At 71.9% G+C, this 14662-nt stretch carries 12 protein-coding genes and 1 riboswitch; of the genes, 6 read left to right on the forward strand and 6 right to left on the reverse strand.

The window, feature by feature from the left end:
• Positions 1–11: 11 nt before the first annotated feature.
• Positions 12–1319: a threonine synthase gene (thrC, locus tag AB0F56_RS12660; protein ID WP_362007541.1), complete on the reverse strand. Its 1308-nt coding sequence runs from the start codon at positions 1317–1319 to the stop codon at positions 12–14.
• A 17-nt stretch (positions 1320–1336) separates the two neighbouring features.
• A riboswitch (SAM riboswitch) is annotated at positions 1337–1496 on the reverse strand.
• 120 nt (positions 1497–1616) lie between these two features.
• On the opposite strand from thrC, the gene AB0F56_RS12665 reads away from it, so the two are divergent.
• From AB0F56_RS12665 to AB0F56_RS12675, 3 genes are all read left to right on the forward strand, one after another.
• Positions 1617–2558, forward strand: coding sequence for a glucosyl-3-phosphoglycerate synthase (locus AB0F56_RS12665; protein WP_362007544.1), 942 nt, complete (start codon positions 1617–1619; stop codon positions 2556–2558).
• A 37-nt stretch (positions 2559–2595) separates the two neighbouring features.
• Positions 2596–4416, forward strand: a complete 1821-nt coding sequence (locus tag AB0F56_RS12670) for a hypothetical protein (protein WP_362007547.1) — start codon at positions 2596–2598, stop codon at positions 4414–4416.
• A gap of 77 nt (positions 4417–4493) precedes the next feature.
• Positions 4494–5936, forward strand: coding sequence for a trehalose-6-phosphate synthase (locus tag AB0F56_RS12675; RefSeq protein ID WP_362007549.1), 1443 nt, complete (start codon positions 4494–4496; stop codon positions 5934–5936).
• A gap of 34 nt (positions 5937–5970) precedes the next feature.
• Here the strand turns inward: AB0F56_RS12675 and otsB are convergent, their stop codons facing one another.
• From otsB to AB0F56_RS12690, 3 genes are read right to left on the reverse strand one after another with little or no spacing between them, the layout of a single operon-like run.
• Complete coding sequence (gene otsB / locus AB0F56_RS12680) at positions 5971–6822, reverse strand: trehalose-phosphatase (RefSeq protein ID WP_362007552.1); 852 nt, start codon at positions 6820–6822, stop codon at positions 5971–5973.
• A 23-nt stretch (positions 6823–6845) separates the two neighbouring features.
• On the reverse strand, positions 6846–7118 hold the full coding sequence (locus tag AB0F56_RS12685; protein WP_362007554.1) for a DUF3263 domain-containing protein: 273 nt from the start codon (positions 7116–7118) through the stop codon (positions 6846–6848).
• Between the two features lie 12 nt (positions 7119–7130).
• Complete coding sequence (locus tag AB0F56_RS12690) at positions 7131–8402, reverse strand: extracellular solute-binding protein (RefSeq protein ID WP_362007557.1); 1272 nt, start codon at positions 8400–8402, stop codon at positions 7131–7133.
• Positions 8403–8620: 218 nt separating this feature from the next.
• On the opposite strand from AB0F56_RS12690, the gene AB0F56_RS12695 reads away from it, so the two are divergent.
• From AB0F56_RS12695 to AB0F56_RS12705, 3 genes are all read left to right on the forward strand, one after another.
• Positions 8621–9559, forward strand: coding sequence for an ROK family protein (locus tag AB0F56_RS12695; protein WP_362007560.1), 939 nt, complete (start codon positions 8621–8623; stop codon positions 9557–9559).
• Entirely contained in the window at positions 9559–10704 is a 1146-nt protein-coding gene (gene nagA / locus AB0F56_RS12700) for an N-acetylglucosamine-6-phosphate deacetylase (RefSeq protein WP_362007563.1), read from the forward strand. The genes AB0F56_RS12695 and nagA overlap by 1 nt, the downstream gene beginning before the upstream one ends.
• 106 nt (positions 10705–10810) lie before the next feature.
• Positions 10811–11737 (forward strand): 1-phosphofructokinase family hexose kinase, encoded by a 927-nt coding sequence (locus tag AB0F56_RS12705; RefSeq protein ID WP_362007565.1) that lies wholly within the window; start codon positions 10811–10813, stop codon positions 11735–11737.
• Positions 11738–11816: 79 nt separating this feature from the next.
• Here the strand turns inward: AB0F56_RS12705 and AB0F56_RS12710 are convergent, their stop codons facing one another.
• Both AB0F56_RS12710 and cdgB read right to left on the reverse strand, forming a co-directional pair.
• On the reverse strand, positions 11817–12824 hold the full coding sequence (locus AB0F56_RS12710; RefSeq protein WP_362007568.1) for a CBM35 domain-containing protein: 1008 nt from the start codon (positions 12822–12824) through the stop codon (positions 11817–11819).
• Positions 12825–12932: 108 nt separating this feature from the next.
• Positions 12933–14591, reverse strand: coding sequence for a diguanylate cyclase CdgB (gene cdgB, locus AB0F56_RS12715; protein ID WP_362007571.1), 1659 nt, complete (start codon positions 14589–14591; stop codon positions 12933–12935).
• Positions 14592–14662 lie beyond the last annotated feature (71 nt).

Consider the following 14662-nt stretch of genomic DNA (forward strand, 5'->3'; position numbering starts at 1 on the left):
ACGAGTGGGGGTCAGTGGGCCAGGCCGGCGTCGCGGAACGCGTCCAGGCTCGGCTTGATGGTGGCGGTCGCCTGAGAGGTGTCGGCCACCGCGTCGAGGGTCTTGAGGCCGTCGCCGGTGTTGAGCACGACGGTGGTGAGGGTCGGGTCGATGAGGCCGGCCTCGACCAGCTTCTTCGTCACGCCGACCGTCACGCCGCCCGCCGTCTCGGCGAAGATGCCCTCGGTCCGGGCCAGGATCTTGATCGCCTCGACGACCTGCTCGTCGTTCACGTCCTCCACGGCGCCGCCGGTGCGGCGCGCGATGTCGAGGACGTACGGGCCGTCGGCCGGGTTGCCGATGGCGAGCGACTTGGCGATGGTGTGGGGCTTCTGCGGCCGTACGACGTCGTGACCGGCCTTGAAGGCGGCGGACACCGGCGAGCAGCCCTCGGCCTGGGCGCCGAAGATCTTGTACGGCTTGTCCTCGACCAGGCCCAGCTTGATGAGCTCCTGCAGACCCTTGTCGATCTTGGTGAGCTGCGAGCCGGAGGCGATCGGGATGACGAGCTGGTCCGGGATGACCCAGCCCAGCTGCTCGCAGATCTCGTACGCGAGCGTCTTGGAGCCCTCGCCGTAGTACGGCCGCAGGTTGACGTTGACGAAGCCCCAGCCCTCGCCCAGCGGGTCGCCGATGAGCTCGGAGCAGAAGCGGTTGACGTCGTCGTAGTTGCCCTCGATGCCGACGAGCTCACCGCCGTAGACGGCGGCCATGACGACCTTGCCCTGCTCCAGGTCGTGCGGGATGAAGACGCAGGAGCGGAAGCCGGCGCGGGCGGCGGCGGCGCCGACGGCGCCGGCCAGGTTGCCGGTGGAGGAGCAGGAGAGCGTGGTGAAGCCGAAGGCGCGGGCGGCCTCGAGGGCCTGGGCGACGACGCGGTCCTTGAAGGAGTGCGTCGGGTTGCCCGAGTCGTCCTTGACGAAGAGCTTGCCGGGCTCGACGCCCAGTTCGCCGGCGAGGTTGTCGGCCTGGACGAGCTTGGTCCAGCCCGGGTTCAGGTTCGGCTTCTCGGCGACGTCGGCGGGGACGGGCAGCAGCGGGGCGTAGCGCCAGATATTGGCGGGGCCGGCCTCGATCTGCTTGCGCAGCGCCTCGGGGTCACCGACGGGAAGGTCGTACGCGACTTCGAGAGGGCCGAAACACAGCTCGCAGGCGAAGATCGGGCCGAGTGCGAAGACTTCGCCGCATTCCCGGCAGGAAAGGCCGGAAGCGGGACCGAGATCGACCGTCCGAGCGGTGTCGGCGGCGGTGGTGTCGGGGGTAGCAGTCTGTACAGCCATGGAGGCGAGGCCCTTTCTCCTCATCTTTCCCATGACGAACATCGCCATGAGACGGATTTGGCACCTTCCCTAGCCGGGAGCCTCGCGGGCGCAGTGCTGACGACTGCGGACGAGTGACCGACTGGAGGGTTGCCGGGGCTTCAACGGGCCGTTTCCCTCTGCCCCTCTGGATGAGCGGTATTCGATTGTGTGACGCGGGTGGCACCCCGACATGCATCGGGCATCCGCGTTGTTCAAGACTGTAACCGAAGGCCCGGAGGGTTGAACCTGCCGTCCGAACCGCGAGATGGAGATCACGTGCTGGAGGAAGTGGAGCGCTGGCTGGGTCGGCGGTCCTGGTCCGTGGCGGACCGAAGACTCGACCGCGTCCTGGCGGCGAAGCACGGGACGACGGTCAGCGTCGTGCTGCCCGCGCTGAACGAGGAGGCGACGGTCGGCGAGATCGTCTCCGTCATCCGGCGCGAGCTGATGACCGAGGCCGTTCCGCTCGTGGACGAGCTGGTGGTGATCGACTCCGGTTCCACCGACCGTACGGCGGAGGTGGCGGCGGCGGCCGGGGCGCGGGTGGTGGCGCGGGACGCGATCCTGCCCCGGATACCCGCCGTGCCCGGCAAGGGCGAGGTGCTGTGGCGGTCACTGATGGTGACCGAGGGGGACATCGTCTGCTTCGTCGACGCGGATCTGCGGGACTTCTCCGCGGACTTCGTCACCGGCATCGTCGGCCCGCTGCTCACCGACCAGGACGTCGACTTCGTGAAGGCGATGTACGACCGCCCGCTCGGCGACACCCCAGGTCAGGGCGGTCGGGTGACGGAGCTGGTGGCGCGGCCGCTGCTCAATCTGCACTGGCCGCAGCTGGCCGGGTTCGTGCAGCCGCTGGGCGGCGAGTACGCGGCGCGCCGCTCGCTGCTCGAACGGCTGCCGTTCCCGGTCGGTTACGGAGTGGAGCTGGGCCTGCTCGTGGACGCGCTGCACACGGTCGGTCTGGACGCCCTCGCGCAGGTGGACGTCGGGGTCCGCAAGCACCGGCACCAGGACGGCCAGGCGCTGGGCCGGATGGCGGCGGCGATCTACCGGACGGCGCAGCTGCGGCTCTCCCGGGGCCATCTGGTGCGGCCGCGGCTCACCCAGTTCGAGCGCGGCGAGGAGGGCTTCACGCCGCACACGTACGCGGTGGACACGGAGGAGCGGCCGCCGATGGTGGAGATCGCGGAGTACGCGCACCGCCGCGTGGCGTAACGCCGAATGATGGTGATTTTTGCCTATCTTCCGTTTCATGCGGTTCAAGAATCGGATGACCATGTCGCTGGCGGCGCTCGTCCTCGCCGCCGGCTCACTCGGCTCGCTCTCCCTCGCCGTGGCCGGTCCCGCCGCGGCCGACGTGGTGGAGCCCTTCGGCAAGCGCTACGACGAGTCGCTGTACGGCGACTTCACGACCATCGGCAACACGGTCATGGGCTGCCCCACGGCCCCCGCCGACCTGGCCGCGCGCTGCGCCGGCGCCGCCTCCGGGCAGGGGCGCGACAACAACAACACCTTCGTCATGAAGCGGATCAACACCGCCTCCATGGACGCCGGTTACGGCTCCAGCACCGGCCATGTCGTCGTGCCGGCCGGGGCGAAGGTCGCGTACGCCCGGCTGTTCTGGGGCGGCAACGACGGCACGTACAAGGGGCCGAGCGGGGCGCAGCTGAAGCGCTGCGACGTCTCCGGCGCCGATGTGGTGACCTCGCCGGGCGACCACGCCACGACCGCGCCGCACATCAGGGTCGGGGCGGGGCCGGAGACGGCGGTCTCGATCGACAGCATGGTGACGGACCCGGCGGACACCAGCGGCCCGCACTACTACACGGGCGAGTCGGACGTGACGTCCGCGTTCGAGGACGTGACCGGCACGGACGCACAGATCTCGGTCGGCGGCATCTGGGCGCCGGACGGCAAGGGCTGCGCGGCGGGCTGGTCCCTGACGGTCGTCTACGCGTTCCCGGGCCCCGACCCGACCCACGCGCCTGACCGCCGCAACGTGTACGTATACGGCGGGCACGTCCTCCAACGCTCCACCTCCCCCGCGACCACGATCACCGTCGACGGCTTCCACCGGACGACGGGCAAGGCGCGGGCGAGCGTGACGGCGTACGAGGGCGACTGGAACACGCCCGGTGACACGTTCCTGGTCGACGGCAAGAACGTCACCGAGGCGCACACGGGCAACACCGACAACTTCTTCGTCAGCGAGGACGACGGCGCCGTCGCGCCGAAGCTGACGAACAACCTCTCCATCGACGCCAAGGCCTTCGACATCCCGGACGGCGCGATCCCGGTGGGCGCGCGGTCGGCGGAGCTGACGTTCACGACGACGGGTGACACGTACGTGCCCTCGGGCCTGGCCTTCTCCGTGCCCGTACCGGACCTGGAGATCACCAAGACGGCGAGCCCGGCGAAGGTGAGGCCGGGCGACACCCTGACGTACACGGTCACCGCGAAGAACATCAGCCGGCTGGACTACCCGAACGCCAAGTTCAGCGACGACCTGACCGGCAACCTGGACGACGCCGACTACCTGGGCGACGCGGAGGCGACGATCGGCAAGGTCACGTACGACGCGCCGAAGATCGGCTACGTCGGTGACATCCCGGCCGGGAAGACGGCGACGGTCACGTACTCGGTGAAGGTCCACGACCCGGTGCGCGGCGACGGCAGGCTCCGCAACAGCGTCGAGGTCGAGTCCCCGCGCTCGAACTGCGGCGAGGGCAGCGAGGACCCGGCGTGCGCGGTGACCCCGGTCCTGGATCCGCCGAAGCCGAGCCCGAAGCCGACTCCGTCGAAGCCGGAGCCGGAGCCGTCGGCCCCCGTGGATCCCACCCCCACGGAGTCGGAGGTGGCACCGACCCCCGCACCGACCACCCACCAGCCCCGCCCGACCCCCCACCTCCCGGACGGCCCGGACATCCCGCAGGGCCCGCACGGTCCCGGCGGCTCGATGGCCGACACCGGCTCCAGCGGTGAGCGGCTCTGGCTGCTCGGCGGCCTCGCGCTCGCCCTGGCCGCGACCGGACTGGTGGCGAAGGCGGCCCTGCGCGGACGCCGCGACCTCTGAGCCGTGACGAGGGGCGAGGATTCGCCAGAGTCGTATACGTACGTTTGAGCGTTTACGTGACGGGCTAGGTTCGCCACATGGCTTCTGTGCTCGTGGCGTCCAACCGGGGTCCTGTCTCGTACGCCCTCGCCGCCGACGGCACACTCAGTGCCCGGCGCGGCGGGGGCGGTCTCGTCTCGGGACTGAGCGCGATCTCCTCCCAGGACAGCGTGTGGGTGTGCGCGGCCCTGGGAGAAGGCGACCGGGAGGCGGTCAGGCGCGGGGAGTCCGAGCCGGGCGTGCGGATGCTGGACATCGACCCGGAGGTGTACGCCGACGCGTACAACGGGATCGCGAACTCGGTCCTGTGGTTCCTCCACCACCACCTGTACGAGATCCCGCGCGAGCCGGTCTTCGACGCGGAGTTCCGCCGCCGCTGGGAGTCGTACCGCGCCTACAACCGGGCCTTCGCCGAGGAGCTGGCGGCGCGGGCGGACGAGGGCGCGGCGGTCCTGGTGCAGGACTACCACCTGGCGCTGGTCCCGGGGCAGTTGCGCGAGCTCCGCCCCGACCTGCGGATCGGCCACTTCACGCACACGCCGTGGGCGCTGCCCGAGTACATGCGGATGCTGCCGGAGGACGTCCGCGAGGAGCTGCTCTGGGGGATGCTCGGCGCGGACGAGCTGGGTTTCCACACCTGGGCGTGGGCGCAGGCGTTCATCACGGGCGCGCACATCCACGGCCCGGCGGGCGAGGCCGACGGCTTCTGGCGCGGCGACGACCCCTGGCGCGGGGTGGAGCACCGCAGGGCGGGCGGCGAACCCCGGCGCACCCGGGTGCACGTCTTCCCGCTGGGCGTGGACGCCGACGACCTCCGGTCCCTCGCCCACACCCCCGAGGTCGACGACCGGCTGGCCGCGCTGCGGGCCGAGATCGGCGACCGCAGGACGATCGTGCGGGTGGACCGCACGGAGCTGTCGAAGAACATCGTCCGCGGCCTGCTGGCGTACCGGGAGCTGCTCCAGGAGCACCCGGAGTGGCGCGGCAAGGTCGTCCACATGGCCTCGGCGTACCCCTCCCGCCAGGACCTGGAGGTCTACCGCGCGTACACGGCGTCGGTCGCGGAGCTGGCGGAGCGGATCAACACGGAGTTCGGCACGGCCGACTGGCAGCCGGTGCTCCTGTCGGTACGGGACGACTTCCCCCGCTCGCTCGCCGCGTACCGCCTCGCCGACGTGGCCCTGATCAACCCGGTCCGCGACGGGATGAACCTGGTCGCGAAGGAGATCCCGGTGGTCTCGGAGGCCGGCTGCGCCCTGGTCCTGTCGACGGGCGCGGGCGCCTACGAGGAACTCCACGAGGACGCCCTGACGGTCAACCCGTACGACATCTCGGAGACCGCCCGCGCCCTCCACCGCGCCCTGACGATGCCCCCCGCCGAACGCGCGGACCGCACGAAGCGCCTGGCCGCCGCGGCGACGGCGCTGCCGCCGCAGCGGTGGTTCCTGGAGCAGCTGGAGGCGCTGCGGGCGGGTTCCTAGGGCCTGAGCCCCAGGAACCCGCCCGCCGCAGGCCTCAGGCGCCCGCGCCCTCCCGTACCGCCTCCGCCAGGTCCGTCAGGAAGCGGACCACGCCCGCCGGGCCCGAGACCGACAGGTCGGCGCGGTCCGAGAGTTCCTGGACCTCCGTCGAGCCGCTGCAGACGAGCAGGCCCGGGGTGCCGTCCGAACGGAGTTTCTCGACCGCCGCGAAGGCCGGCAGGTCGCCCAGGTCGTCGCCCGCGTACAGGACTGAGCCGGCGCCCACCTCCCGTACGTACTCCGCGAGCGCCACGCCCTTGTCCATGCCCGGGGGGCGCAGTTCGAGGACCATCCGGCCGGGTTCGAGGACCAGGCCGTGGCGGGCGGCGAGGTCGCCGAGGGGGGCCTTGAGGGCCTCGAAGGCCGCCTGGGGGTCGGTGGAGCGGCGGGTGTGGACCGCGACCGCGCGGCCCTTCTCCTCGATCCAGGTGCCCGGCCAGGCGCCGACGCCGTCCAGGACGCCGGGCAGCTCGGCCCGGACCGCGGCCACGCCCGGGTGGACGGCCGAGGCCTGGACGGTGCCGGTGACCGCGTCCCAGCGCTCGGCGCCGTAGTGGCCGAGGACGACGAGGTGTTCCAGGCCGGGGACGCCGGCGAAGCCGCCGTAGCGGACCGCCACGCCCGCCGGGCGGCCGGTCACCACGGCGACCGAGGCGATCTGCGGGGCCAGGGCGGAGAGCGCGGGGACGGCGCCGGGGTGGGCGCGCGCCTGTTCGGGGTCGGGGACGATCTCGGCGAGCGTCCCGTCGAAGTCGAGGGCGACGACGGCCTTCTCCGGCCGCGCGAGAAGCGCGGCCAGACCGTCGCGGCCTGCGGATGTGGTCGGGTGCGGAAGGCTGCTGACCATACGACGACCCTACCGACGCGGCCTCAGCGGCGCTGCTCCTTCTCCGCACGGACCCGGCGCAGTCGGTTGACCGTCACCGGGTCGTGCGCGAGGGCGCGCGGGTCGTCGAGAAGGGCGTTGAGGAGCTGGTAGTAGCGGGTCGCCGAGAGGCCGAGCCGCTCACGGACGGCCCGCTCCTTGGCGCCGGGGCCCGGCCAGGCGCGGCGTTCGAGCGCGAGCACGGCCCGCTCCCGCTCCCCGAGCCCGGTGTCGCCGCTCGGGGCGTCGTCGGGTCGGGGATCGCTCGCGTCGGTCATACGAACAACCTATTACTCCGCGCTCTCGGCCGCCGTCGCCTTGCGGGCGATCCCGCCGAGCACCTCGGCCGGCTTCCCGCCCGGGGTGACGGCCTTGCCGATGTTCTGCTTGATGGTGTCGCTGACCTGGGCCCAGGAGGTCTTGCCGACCGGAGGGAGCTGCGAGTTCGGCAGCTCGGCGAGGAACTCGTGGAGGTCCTTGTGCTCCGGGTCGTTCTCCATCCGGGAGTACGCGCTCACGGTCGGCGGCAGCAGGTCGTTGTCGCCGGCGAACTTCAGCACGTTCTCGTCGCTGAAGACGAAGTCGAGGAAGTCGCCGATCTGCCGGCCGTGGCCGTTCTGCTTGAAGCCCATGATCCAGTCGGCGACGCCCATGGACGCCTTGGACTTGCCGTCCGCGCCGGGCAGCGCGACCTTGCCGACCTTGACGCCCTTCTTCTGGGCCTCCTGCATCAGCGAGGGGTGGCCGTTGAGCATGCCGACCTCACCGCGGGAGAAGGCGGCGAAGGCGTCCTTGCGGTTGAGCTTGCCGGGGGCGACGGGGCCGGTGAGCTCCTTCTGGACCAGCTCGGTCTTCAGCCACTCGAACGTCTTGACGTTCTGCTCGGAATCGATGCGGTAGCGGTCGGAGCCGTCGGTGTAGCCGTCGCCGCCGCTGAGCAGCCACATCATGGTCTCGGCCTGCGCCTCTTCGGGGCCGAGCGGCAGCGCGAAGGGGTACTTCACGTCCTTGGCCTTCAGCTTCTTCGCGGCCGCGGCCAGCTCGTCCCAGCTGGCCGGCGGCTCGCTGATGCCGGCCTTGTCGAAGAGGTCCTGGTTGAAGAAGAGCAGCCGGGTGGAGGCGGCGAAGGGCAGGCCGTACTGGGTGCGCTTGTTCTCGCCTGCCGCGACGAGCGGGGCGAGGAAGTTGGCCTGGACGGGGATGGAGAGCAGCTCGTCGGCGGAGTAGAGCTGGCCCGCGGCGGCGTAGTCGGCGTAGGCGCCGATCTGGGCGATGTCGGGGGCCTGGCCGGCCTTGACCATCTCGGCGACCTTGCGGTCGACGTCGTTCCAGGACTCGACCTGCACCTCGACCTGGACGCCGGGGTGCTCGGCCTCGTAGGCGGCGGTGAGCCCGTCCCAGTACTTCTTGGTGCTGTCGCCGCCGTTCAGGTCGTAATCGGCCGCGACCAGCTTGAGGGTCACATCGCCGGCGGCGCTCTCGGTGAGCCCGCAGCCGGACAGACCCGCGGTCAGCCCCAGCGCGGCGATCGTCGCGGTCAGTCCTATGAATCGCCGCTGCACAGCGTCGCCCCACCCTCTGCTCGTCGTTGAGCTGTGATTTTCACAGGAGAGGAAGCATAAGGTCTACACCACTTGGGTAGATCTTCGGCCTACGGGTGAAGACCTTGTGAAGGCCGTCACCGCTGGTCGCACGCGCCATCACTCGAATTTGTATCCCACCGCAACAATATCGGTCAGTGGACTAGACCTTTCGGGCAGGAACGGGCGAGACTGTTCCCGTGAGACACGTCATCGCCCTCGATGTGGGCGGCACCGGCATGAAGGCCGCCCTCGTCGGGGCGGACGGCACCCTGCTCCACGAGGCACGGCGCGCCACCGGGCGCGAGCGCGGCCCGGACGCCGTGGTCGAGACGATCCTCGACTTCGCCGCCGAGCTGCGCGCCCACGGCCTCGACCAGTACGGCGAGCCCGCCGCGGCCGCCGGGGTCGCCGTCCCCGGCATCGTCGACGCCGCCCGCGGCATCGCCGTCTACGCCGCCAACCTCGGCTGGCGCGACGTGCCCATGCGCGCCCTGCTCAGCGAGCGCCTCGACGGCATCCCCGTCGCCCTCGGCCACGACGTCCGCACCGGCGGCCTCGCCGAGGGCCGGATCGGCGCGGGCAACGGCGCCGACCGCTTCCTCTTCGTGCCGCTGGGCACCGGAATCGCGGGCGCCATCGGCATCGGCGGCGCCATCGAGGCCGGCGCCCACGGCTACGCCGGCGAGATCGGCCACATCGTCGTCCGCCCCGGCGGCGCCGAGTGCGGCTGCGGCCAGCGCGGCTGCCTGGAGCGGTACGCCTCCGCCTCCGCCGTCTCCCAGGCCTGGGCCGCCGCCTCCGGCGACCCGGACGCGGACGCCGCCGACTGCGCCAAGGCGGTCGCGGACGGCGACTCCAGGGCCGTCCAGGTCTGGCAGGAGGCCGTCGACGCCCTCGCGGACGGCCTGGTCACCGCGCTCACCCTGCTTGACCCCCGCACGCTCATCATCGGTGGCGGGCTCGCCGAGGCCGGGGAAACCTTGTTCACACCACTGAGGGCCGCCGTGGAGGAACGCGTCACGTTCCAGAAGCTGCCCGCCGTCGTACCGGCAGCCCTCGGGGACACCGCCGGATGCCTGGGCGCGGGCCTCCTCGCCTGGGACCTTCTCTCCCTCGACTCGGAGGTATCCGCCTGATGGCCGTATCCACAGTTCTCGCCGGGGCCCGTGTGGTGCTGCCGACCGGCATCGTCGAGAACGGACGGGTGATCGTCGACGGCGGTCGCATCGCGGGCTCCCCGCCCGCCGACGCGCCGGCGCTCGACCTCACGGGCCACTGGGTCGTCCCCGGCTTCGTCGACATGCACAACCACGGCGGCGGCGGGGCCTCCTTCACCTCCGGCACCGTCGACGAGATCCTCACGGGCGTCCAGACCCACCGGCTGCACGGCACGACCACCGTCGTCGCCTCCTTCGTGACCGGCGAGATGGACTTCCTCGGCAGACGCGCCGGACTGCTCTCCGAACTCGCCGAGCAGGGCGACATCGCCGGCATCCACTTCGAGGGCCCGTTCATCGCCCCCTGCCGCAAGGGCGCGCACGACGAGACGCTGCTGCGCGACCCCGACCCGGCCGACGTCCGCAAGCTCATCGACGCGGCGCGCGGCCAGGCCAAGATGGTCACCCTCGCCACCGAACTCCCCGGCGGCATCGACTCCGTACGCCTGCTCGCCGAGCACGGCGTCGTCGCCGCGATCGGCCACACCGACGCGACGTACGAGCAGACCGTCGAGGCCATCGACGCGGGCGCCACCGTGGCCACCCACCTCTACAACGCGATGCCCGCGCTCGGCCACCGCACCCCCGGCCCGATCGCCGCGCTCCTGGAGGACGAGCGGATCACCGTCGAGCTCATCAACGACGGCACCCATCTGCACCCGGCCGCCCTGGAGCTGGCGTTCCATCACGCGGGGCCCCGGCGCGTCGCGTTCATCACGGACGCCATGGACGCGGCCGGTTTCGGCGACGGCCTCTACTCGCTCGGCCCGCTGGCCGTCGAGGTGAAGGACGGTGTCGCGCGGCTCGTCGAGGGCGGCTCCATCGCGGGCTCGACCCTCACTCTGGACCGCGCGTTCAAGCGCGCGGCGACCGTCGACAAGCTGCCCGTCGAGTCGGTCGTCCAGGCCATCTCCGCCAACCCGGCCCGGGTCCTCGGCATCGACGACCGCGTCGGCTCCCTGGAGCCCGGCAAGGACGCCGACCTGGTCGTGCTCGACGCGGACTTCGACGTCAAGGGCGTGATGCGCAAGGGCACCTGGGTGGTTGAGCCCAAGCTGACCTGATATCGCCCCGACAGACGCAAGGCGGTTGGCCCGGGGACTGGGCCAACCGCCTTCTGTTTGGCATGATCGGGGCGCGAACTCGGGACGAGGTACGGGGGTACGGCAGGTGATTCTCACGGTCACCCTCAACACGGCGCTGGACCTCACGTACCGCGTCCCCGCCCTTGTCCCGCACGCCTCGCACCGCGTCACCCAGGTCATCGAACGCCCCGGCGGCAAGGGCCTCAACGTCGCCCGCGTCCTGGCCGCCCTGGGCCACGAGACGGTCGCCACGGGCTTCGCGGGCGGCTCGACGGGCGAGATCCTCCGCACCCACCTGGCGGGCGGCCCCGTGGTCGACGCCCTGGTCCCGACCGCCGGAGCCACGCGCCGTACGGTCGCGGTCGTCGACGCCACGACGGGCGACACCACCCAACTGAACGAGCCGGGCCCGACGGTGACCCCCACGGAGTGGACGGCCCTCACCACCCGCTACACCGCCCTCCTGGCCGACGCCGAGGCCGTGGCCCTCTGCGGCAGCCTCCCGCCCGGCATCCACGTCGGCGCGTACGCGGAACTGATCCGGCTCGCCCGCTCGGCCGGCGTCCCCGTCCTCCTCGACACCAGCGGCGAACCCCTCCGGCGCGGCATCGCGGCCCGTCCCGACGTGGTCAAGCCCAACGCCGACGAACTCGCCCAGCTCACCGGCTCCCGCGAACCCCACCGCGCCACCCGCGACGCCCGCCGCCGCGGCGCCCACGCGGTCGTCTCCTCCCTGGGCCCGGACGGCATGCTGGCCGCCACCCCGGACGGCTTCTGGCACGCGAGCCCCCCGGCCGCCGTGAAGGGCAACCCGACCGGCGCGGGCGACTCGGCCGTGGCGGGCCTCCTCTCGGCCCTGGTCGACAAACTCCCCTGGCCGGAGCGACTGGCCCGCGCGGTGGCCCTCTCGGCGGCGACGGTCCTCGCCCCGGTCGCGGGCGAGTTCGACCGCACGGCGTACGAGGACCTGCTCACCCGCGTGACGGTGACGGAACAGCCGGCGGCGGCCTAACCAAGCGGCAAGCGGCACACCGTAACGAGAAAGCCCCGCGGAACCGAGAGGTCCCACGGGGCTTTCCGAGGTCTGCCGATCAGAGGGTGCTGATCTTCACCCAGTCCAGGATCACGTCGCACTGGTTCCCCTGCTCGCAGGAGAGCATGATCGTGTTCTTGCCCTTCTGGAGCGAGACCTGGGACCACGTGGTCTGCCAGTTCTTCTCCAGGTTCGGGTCCGACGAGCCGATGAAGTTCTTCAGGTTCATCGCGTTCGTGTTCGCCTTGCCGTTGACGGTCACGGTGGCGTTGGCGTCCTTGGCGGGGATCGAGTAGCGCACTTCCATCTTGTAGTCGCCGGCCGCCGGGACGTCGGTCTGCCAGGTGGCGGAGGCGCCGACCGTGTTGAATCCGGTCACGTACGCGCCGCCGGAGGACTGCGCGTTCTTGATGGACTTGTCGAGATACGCCGAGCCGCCCAGCTTGAGCGTGGCCGCGTCCTGCTGCGGCAGCGGGGCCTGGGTCGGCTTGTCGCTGGGCGCCTCGGACGGCGTCTCCTGGACCTGGGTGGACCCGTCGGTCGGCTTGCCGCCCGCGGTGCCGCCGTTGCTGTCGTCGCCGCCGGAGTTGTTGATCACGGCGGCCGTGATGCCGATCACGACGACCGCGACGACCGCGATCGCGCCGATGAGGAGACCCTTGGTGTTCGGTCCGCGACCGCCGCCACCGCCACCGCGCTGGTGCGGGATCGGCGACTGACGCGTCTGCTGGCCGCCCGGGTACGTCTCGGGCGCCGCGTACTGCGGGTGCGGCTGGCCGTACCCGGGCTGGTTCGGGACCTGCTGCCCGGGCTGCGGCGGGTAGCCGCCGGGGCCGCCCTGCGGACCCTGGCCGTAGCTCTGCTGACCGCCGTACTGGCGCTCGCCGACCGTTCTGACCTGGTTGTACGAGGTCCGGGGCACGCCCGGCTGCGCGGCCGGTCCGGGGTAGCCGTAGCCACCGCCCTGACCCGGCGGCTGGGCGCCTGCCGCCTGGCCGTCCGCGTACAGGTAGCCGAACGGATCGTCGTCCTCGGGCGTGTTCGCGCCGTCGTTACCGGCAGCCATCCCTGGTCACTCCTATCCATGCTCGCCAGCCGTCGCCGACCGGCCGAGCCTACCCCGAACGGGGAACCCGGCGATCCGGACCTTGACAGGCGAGGGGTCCGCGCACCCCTATCCGGCGCGGCGGTGGACCTTGGCCCGGGACCGCTTCTCGATGTACATCCGCTGGTCGGCGGAGTTCAGGACCTCTTCGACGGTCATTCCGCACTCGGCCCAGCCGATGCCGAAACTCGCCCCGACCCGGACCGCCCGCCCGTCGACCCGGATCGGCGGAATGATCGCGTTGCGCAGCCGCACCGCCAGGTCGGCCGCGTCGGCCGCGCCGAGGCCGTCGGCGAGGACGACGAACTCGTCTCCGCCGAGCCGGGCGACGGTGTCCCCGTCCCGTACGCCGGTGGTGAGCCGCCGGGCGACCTCGATGAGGACGGCGTCGCCGGTGTGGTGCCCGAAGCGGTCGTTGATCGACTTGAAGCCGTCGAGGTCGCAGAAGAGGACCGCGAGCCCCTTCGTACCGTCGTCGAGGTCACCGCCGGCCGGGGCGACGGTGTGGACGTGGTGGTCGTAGGGACCGCCGGCGCCGGGCCCGGCGTCGAAGCCGAAGCCGTGCTCGTTGCCGTACGGGGTGTCGAAGTCGGTCTCCGGCGTCGCGTGCGGGCGCTCACAGAGCCGGGCGCTGAGCCGGGAGCGCAGCTCGGCGCTGTTGGGCAGGCCGGTGAGGGCGTCGTGCGAGGCGCGGTGGGCGAGCTGGAGCTCGTGGCGCTTGCGCTCCTCGATGTCCTCGACGTGGGTGAGGAGGAAGCGCGGGCCGTCGGCGGTGTCGGCGACGACGGAGTTGCGGAGGGAGACCCAGACGTACGTGCCGTCGCGGCGGCCGAGGCGCAGCTCGGCGCGGCCGCCCTCGGCGGAGGTGCGCAGCAGAAGCCCTATGTCCTCGGGGTGGACGAGGTCGGCGAAGGAGTAGCGGCGCATCACGGAGGCGGGCCGGCCCAGCAGGCGGCACAGGGCGTCGTTGGTGCGCAGCAGGCGGCCGTGCTGGTCGCCGCCCATCTCGGCGATGGCCATGCCGGAGGGGGCGTACTCGAAGGCCTGCCGAAACGACTCTTCGCTGGCGCGCAGGGCCTGCTGCTCGCGTTCCAGGCGGACGAGGGCCCGCTGCATGTTTGCTCGCAGCCGCGCGTTGCTGATCGCAATCGCCGATTGGGAGGCGTACATCTGCAGGGCTTCCTGGCCCCAGGGTCCGGGGTGCCGGCCGTTGCGGGGCCGGTCGACGGAGATGACGCCGAGCAGTTCGCGTCCGGTGCGCGGTGGGGGTCCCCCCGCGCGAGCGGAGCCGAGCGTGGGGGAGTACATGGGGGCGTAGAGGCGGTCGTGCGGGTGCCACTCGTCCTCGAAGCGGGGGGCGGGGCCTTCGGTGTGCCACTGCGGGACGTCGTCCTCGATGAGGACCCAGCCCTCGGTGTGCGGGATGAACCGCAGGTCACCCCAGGCGACGCCCATGGAGAGGCGGCGTTCCCAGGAGGCGCGGGAGCCGACCCGGCCGGTGATCAGCGCTTCGGCGGCGGGGCTGCCGGCGAAGGCGGCGACGACCAGGTCACCGTCGGGGCGGACGAGGTTGACGCAGGCCAGCTCGTAGTTGAGACCGGCGACGATGCCGTCGGCAACGGTCTGCAAAGTGTCTGCCAGGCTGCGGGCTGTATTGAGGTCGGCCACGACCTGATGCAGCTGCCGCAGGGTCGCAAGACGGACGTACGGCTCCGACTCGGTCTCCATCGCTCGCTCTCCCCGAGACCTCGACAGCAACTCCAGGGGTTCTCATCGGCTCTCATGCTGCATTGTCCCCG

Origin of the sequence: Streptomyces sp. NPDC026092, from assembly GCF_040638605.1 — a bacterium.
Lineage (GTDB): Bacteria > Actinomycetota > Actinomycetes > Streptomycetales > Streptomycetaceae > Streptomyces.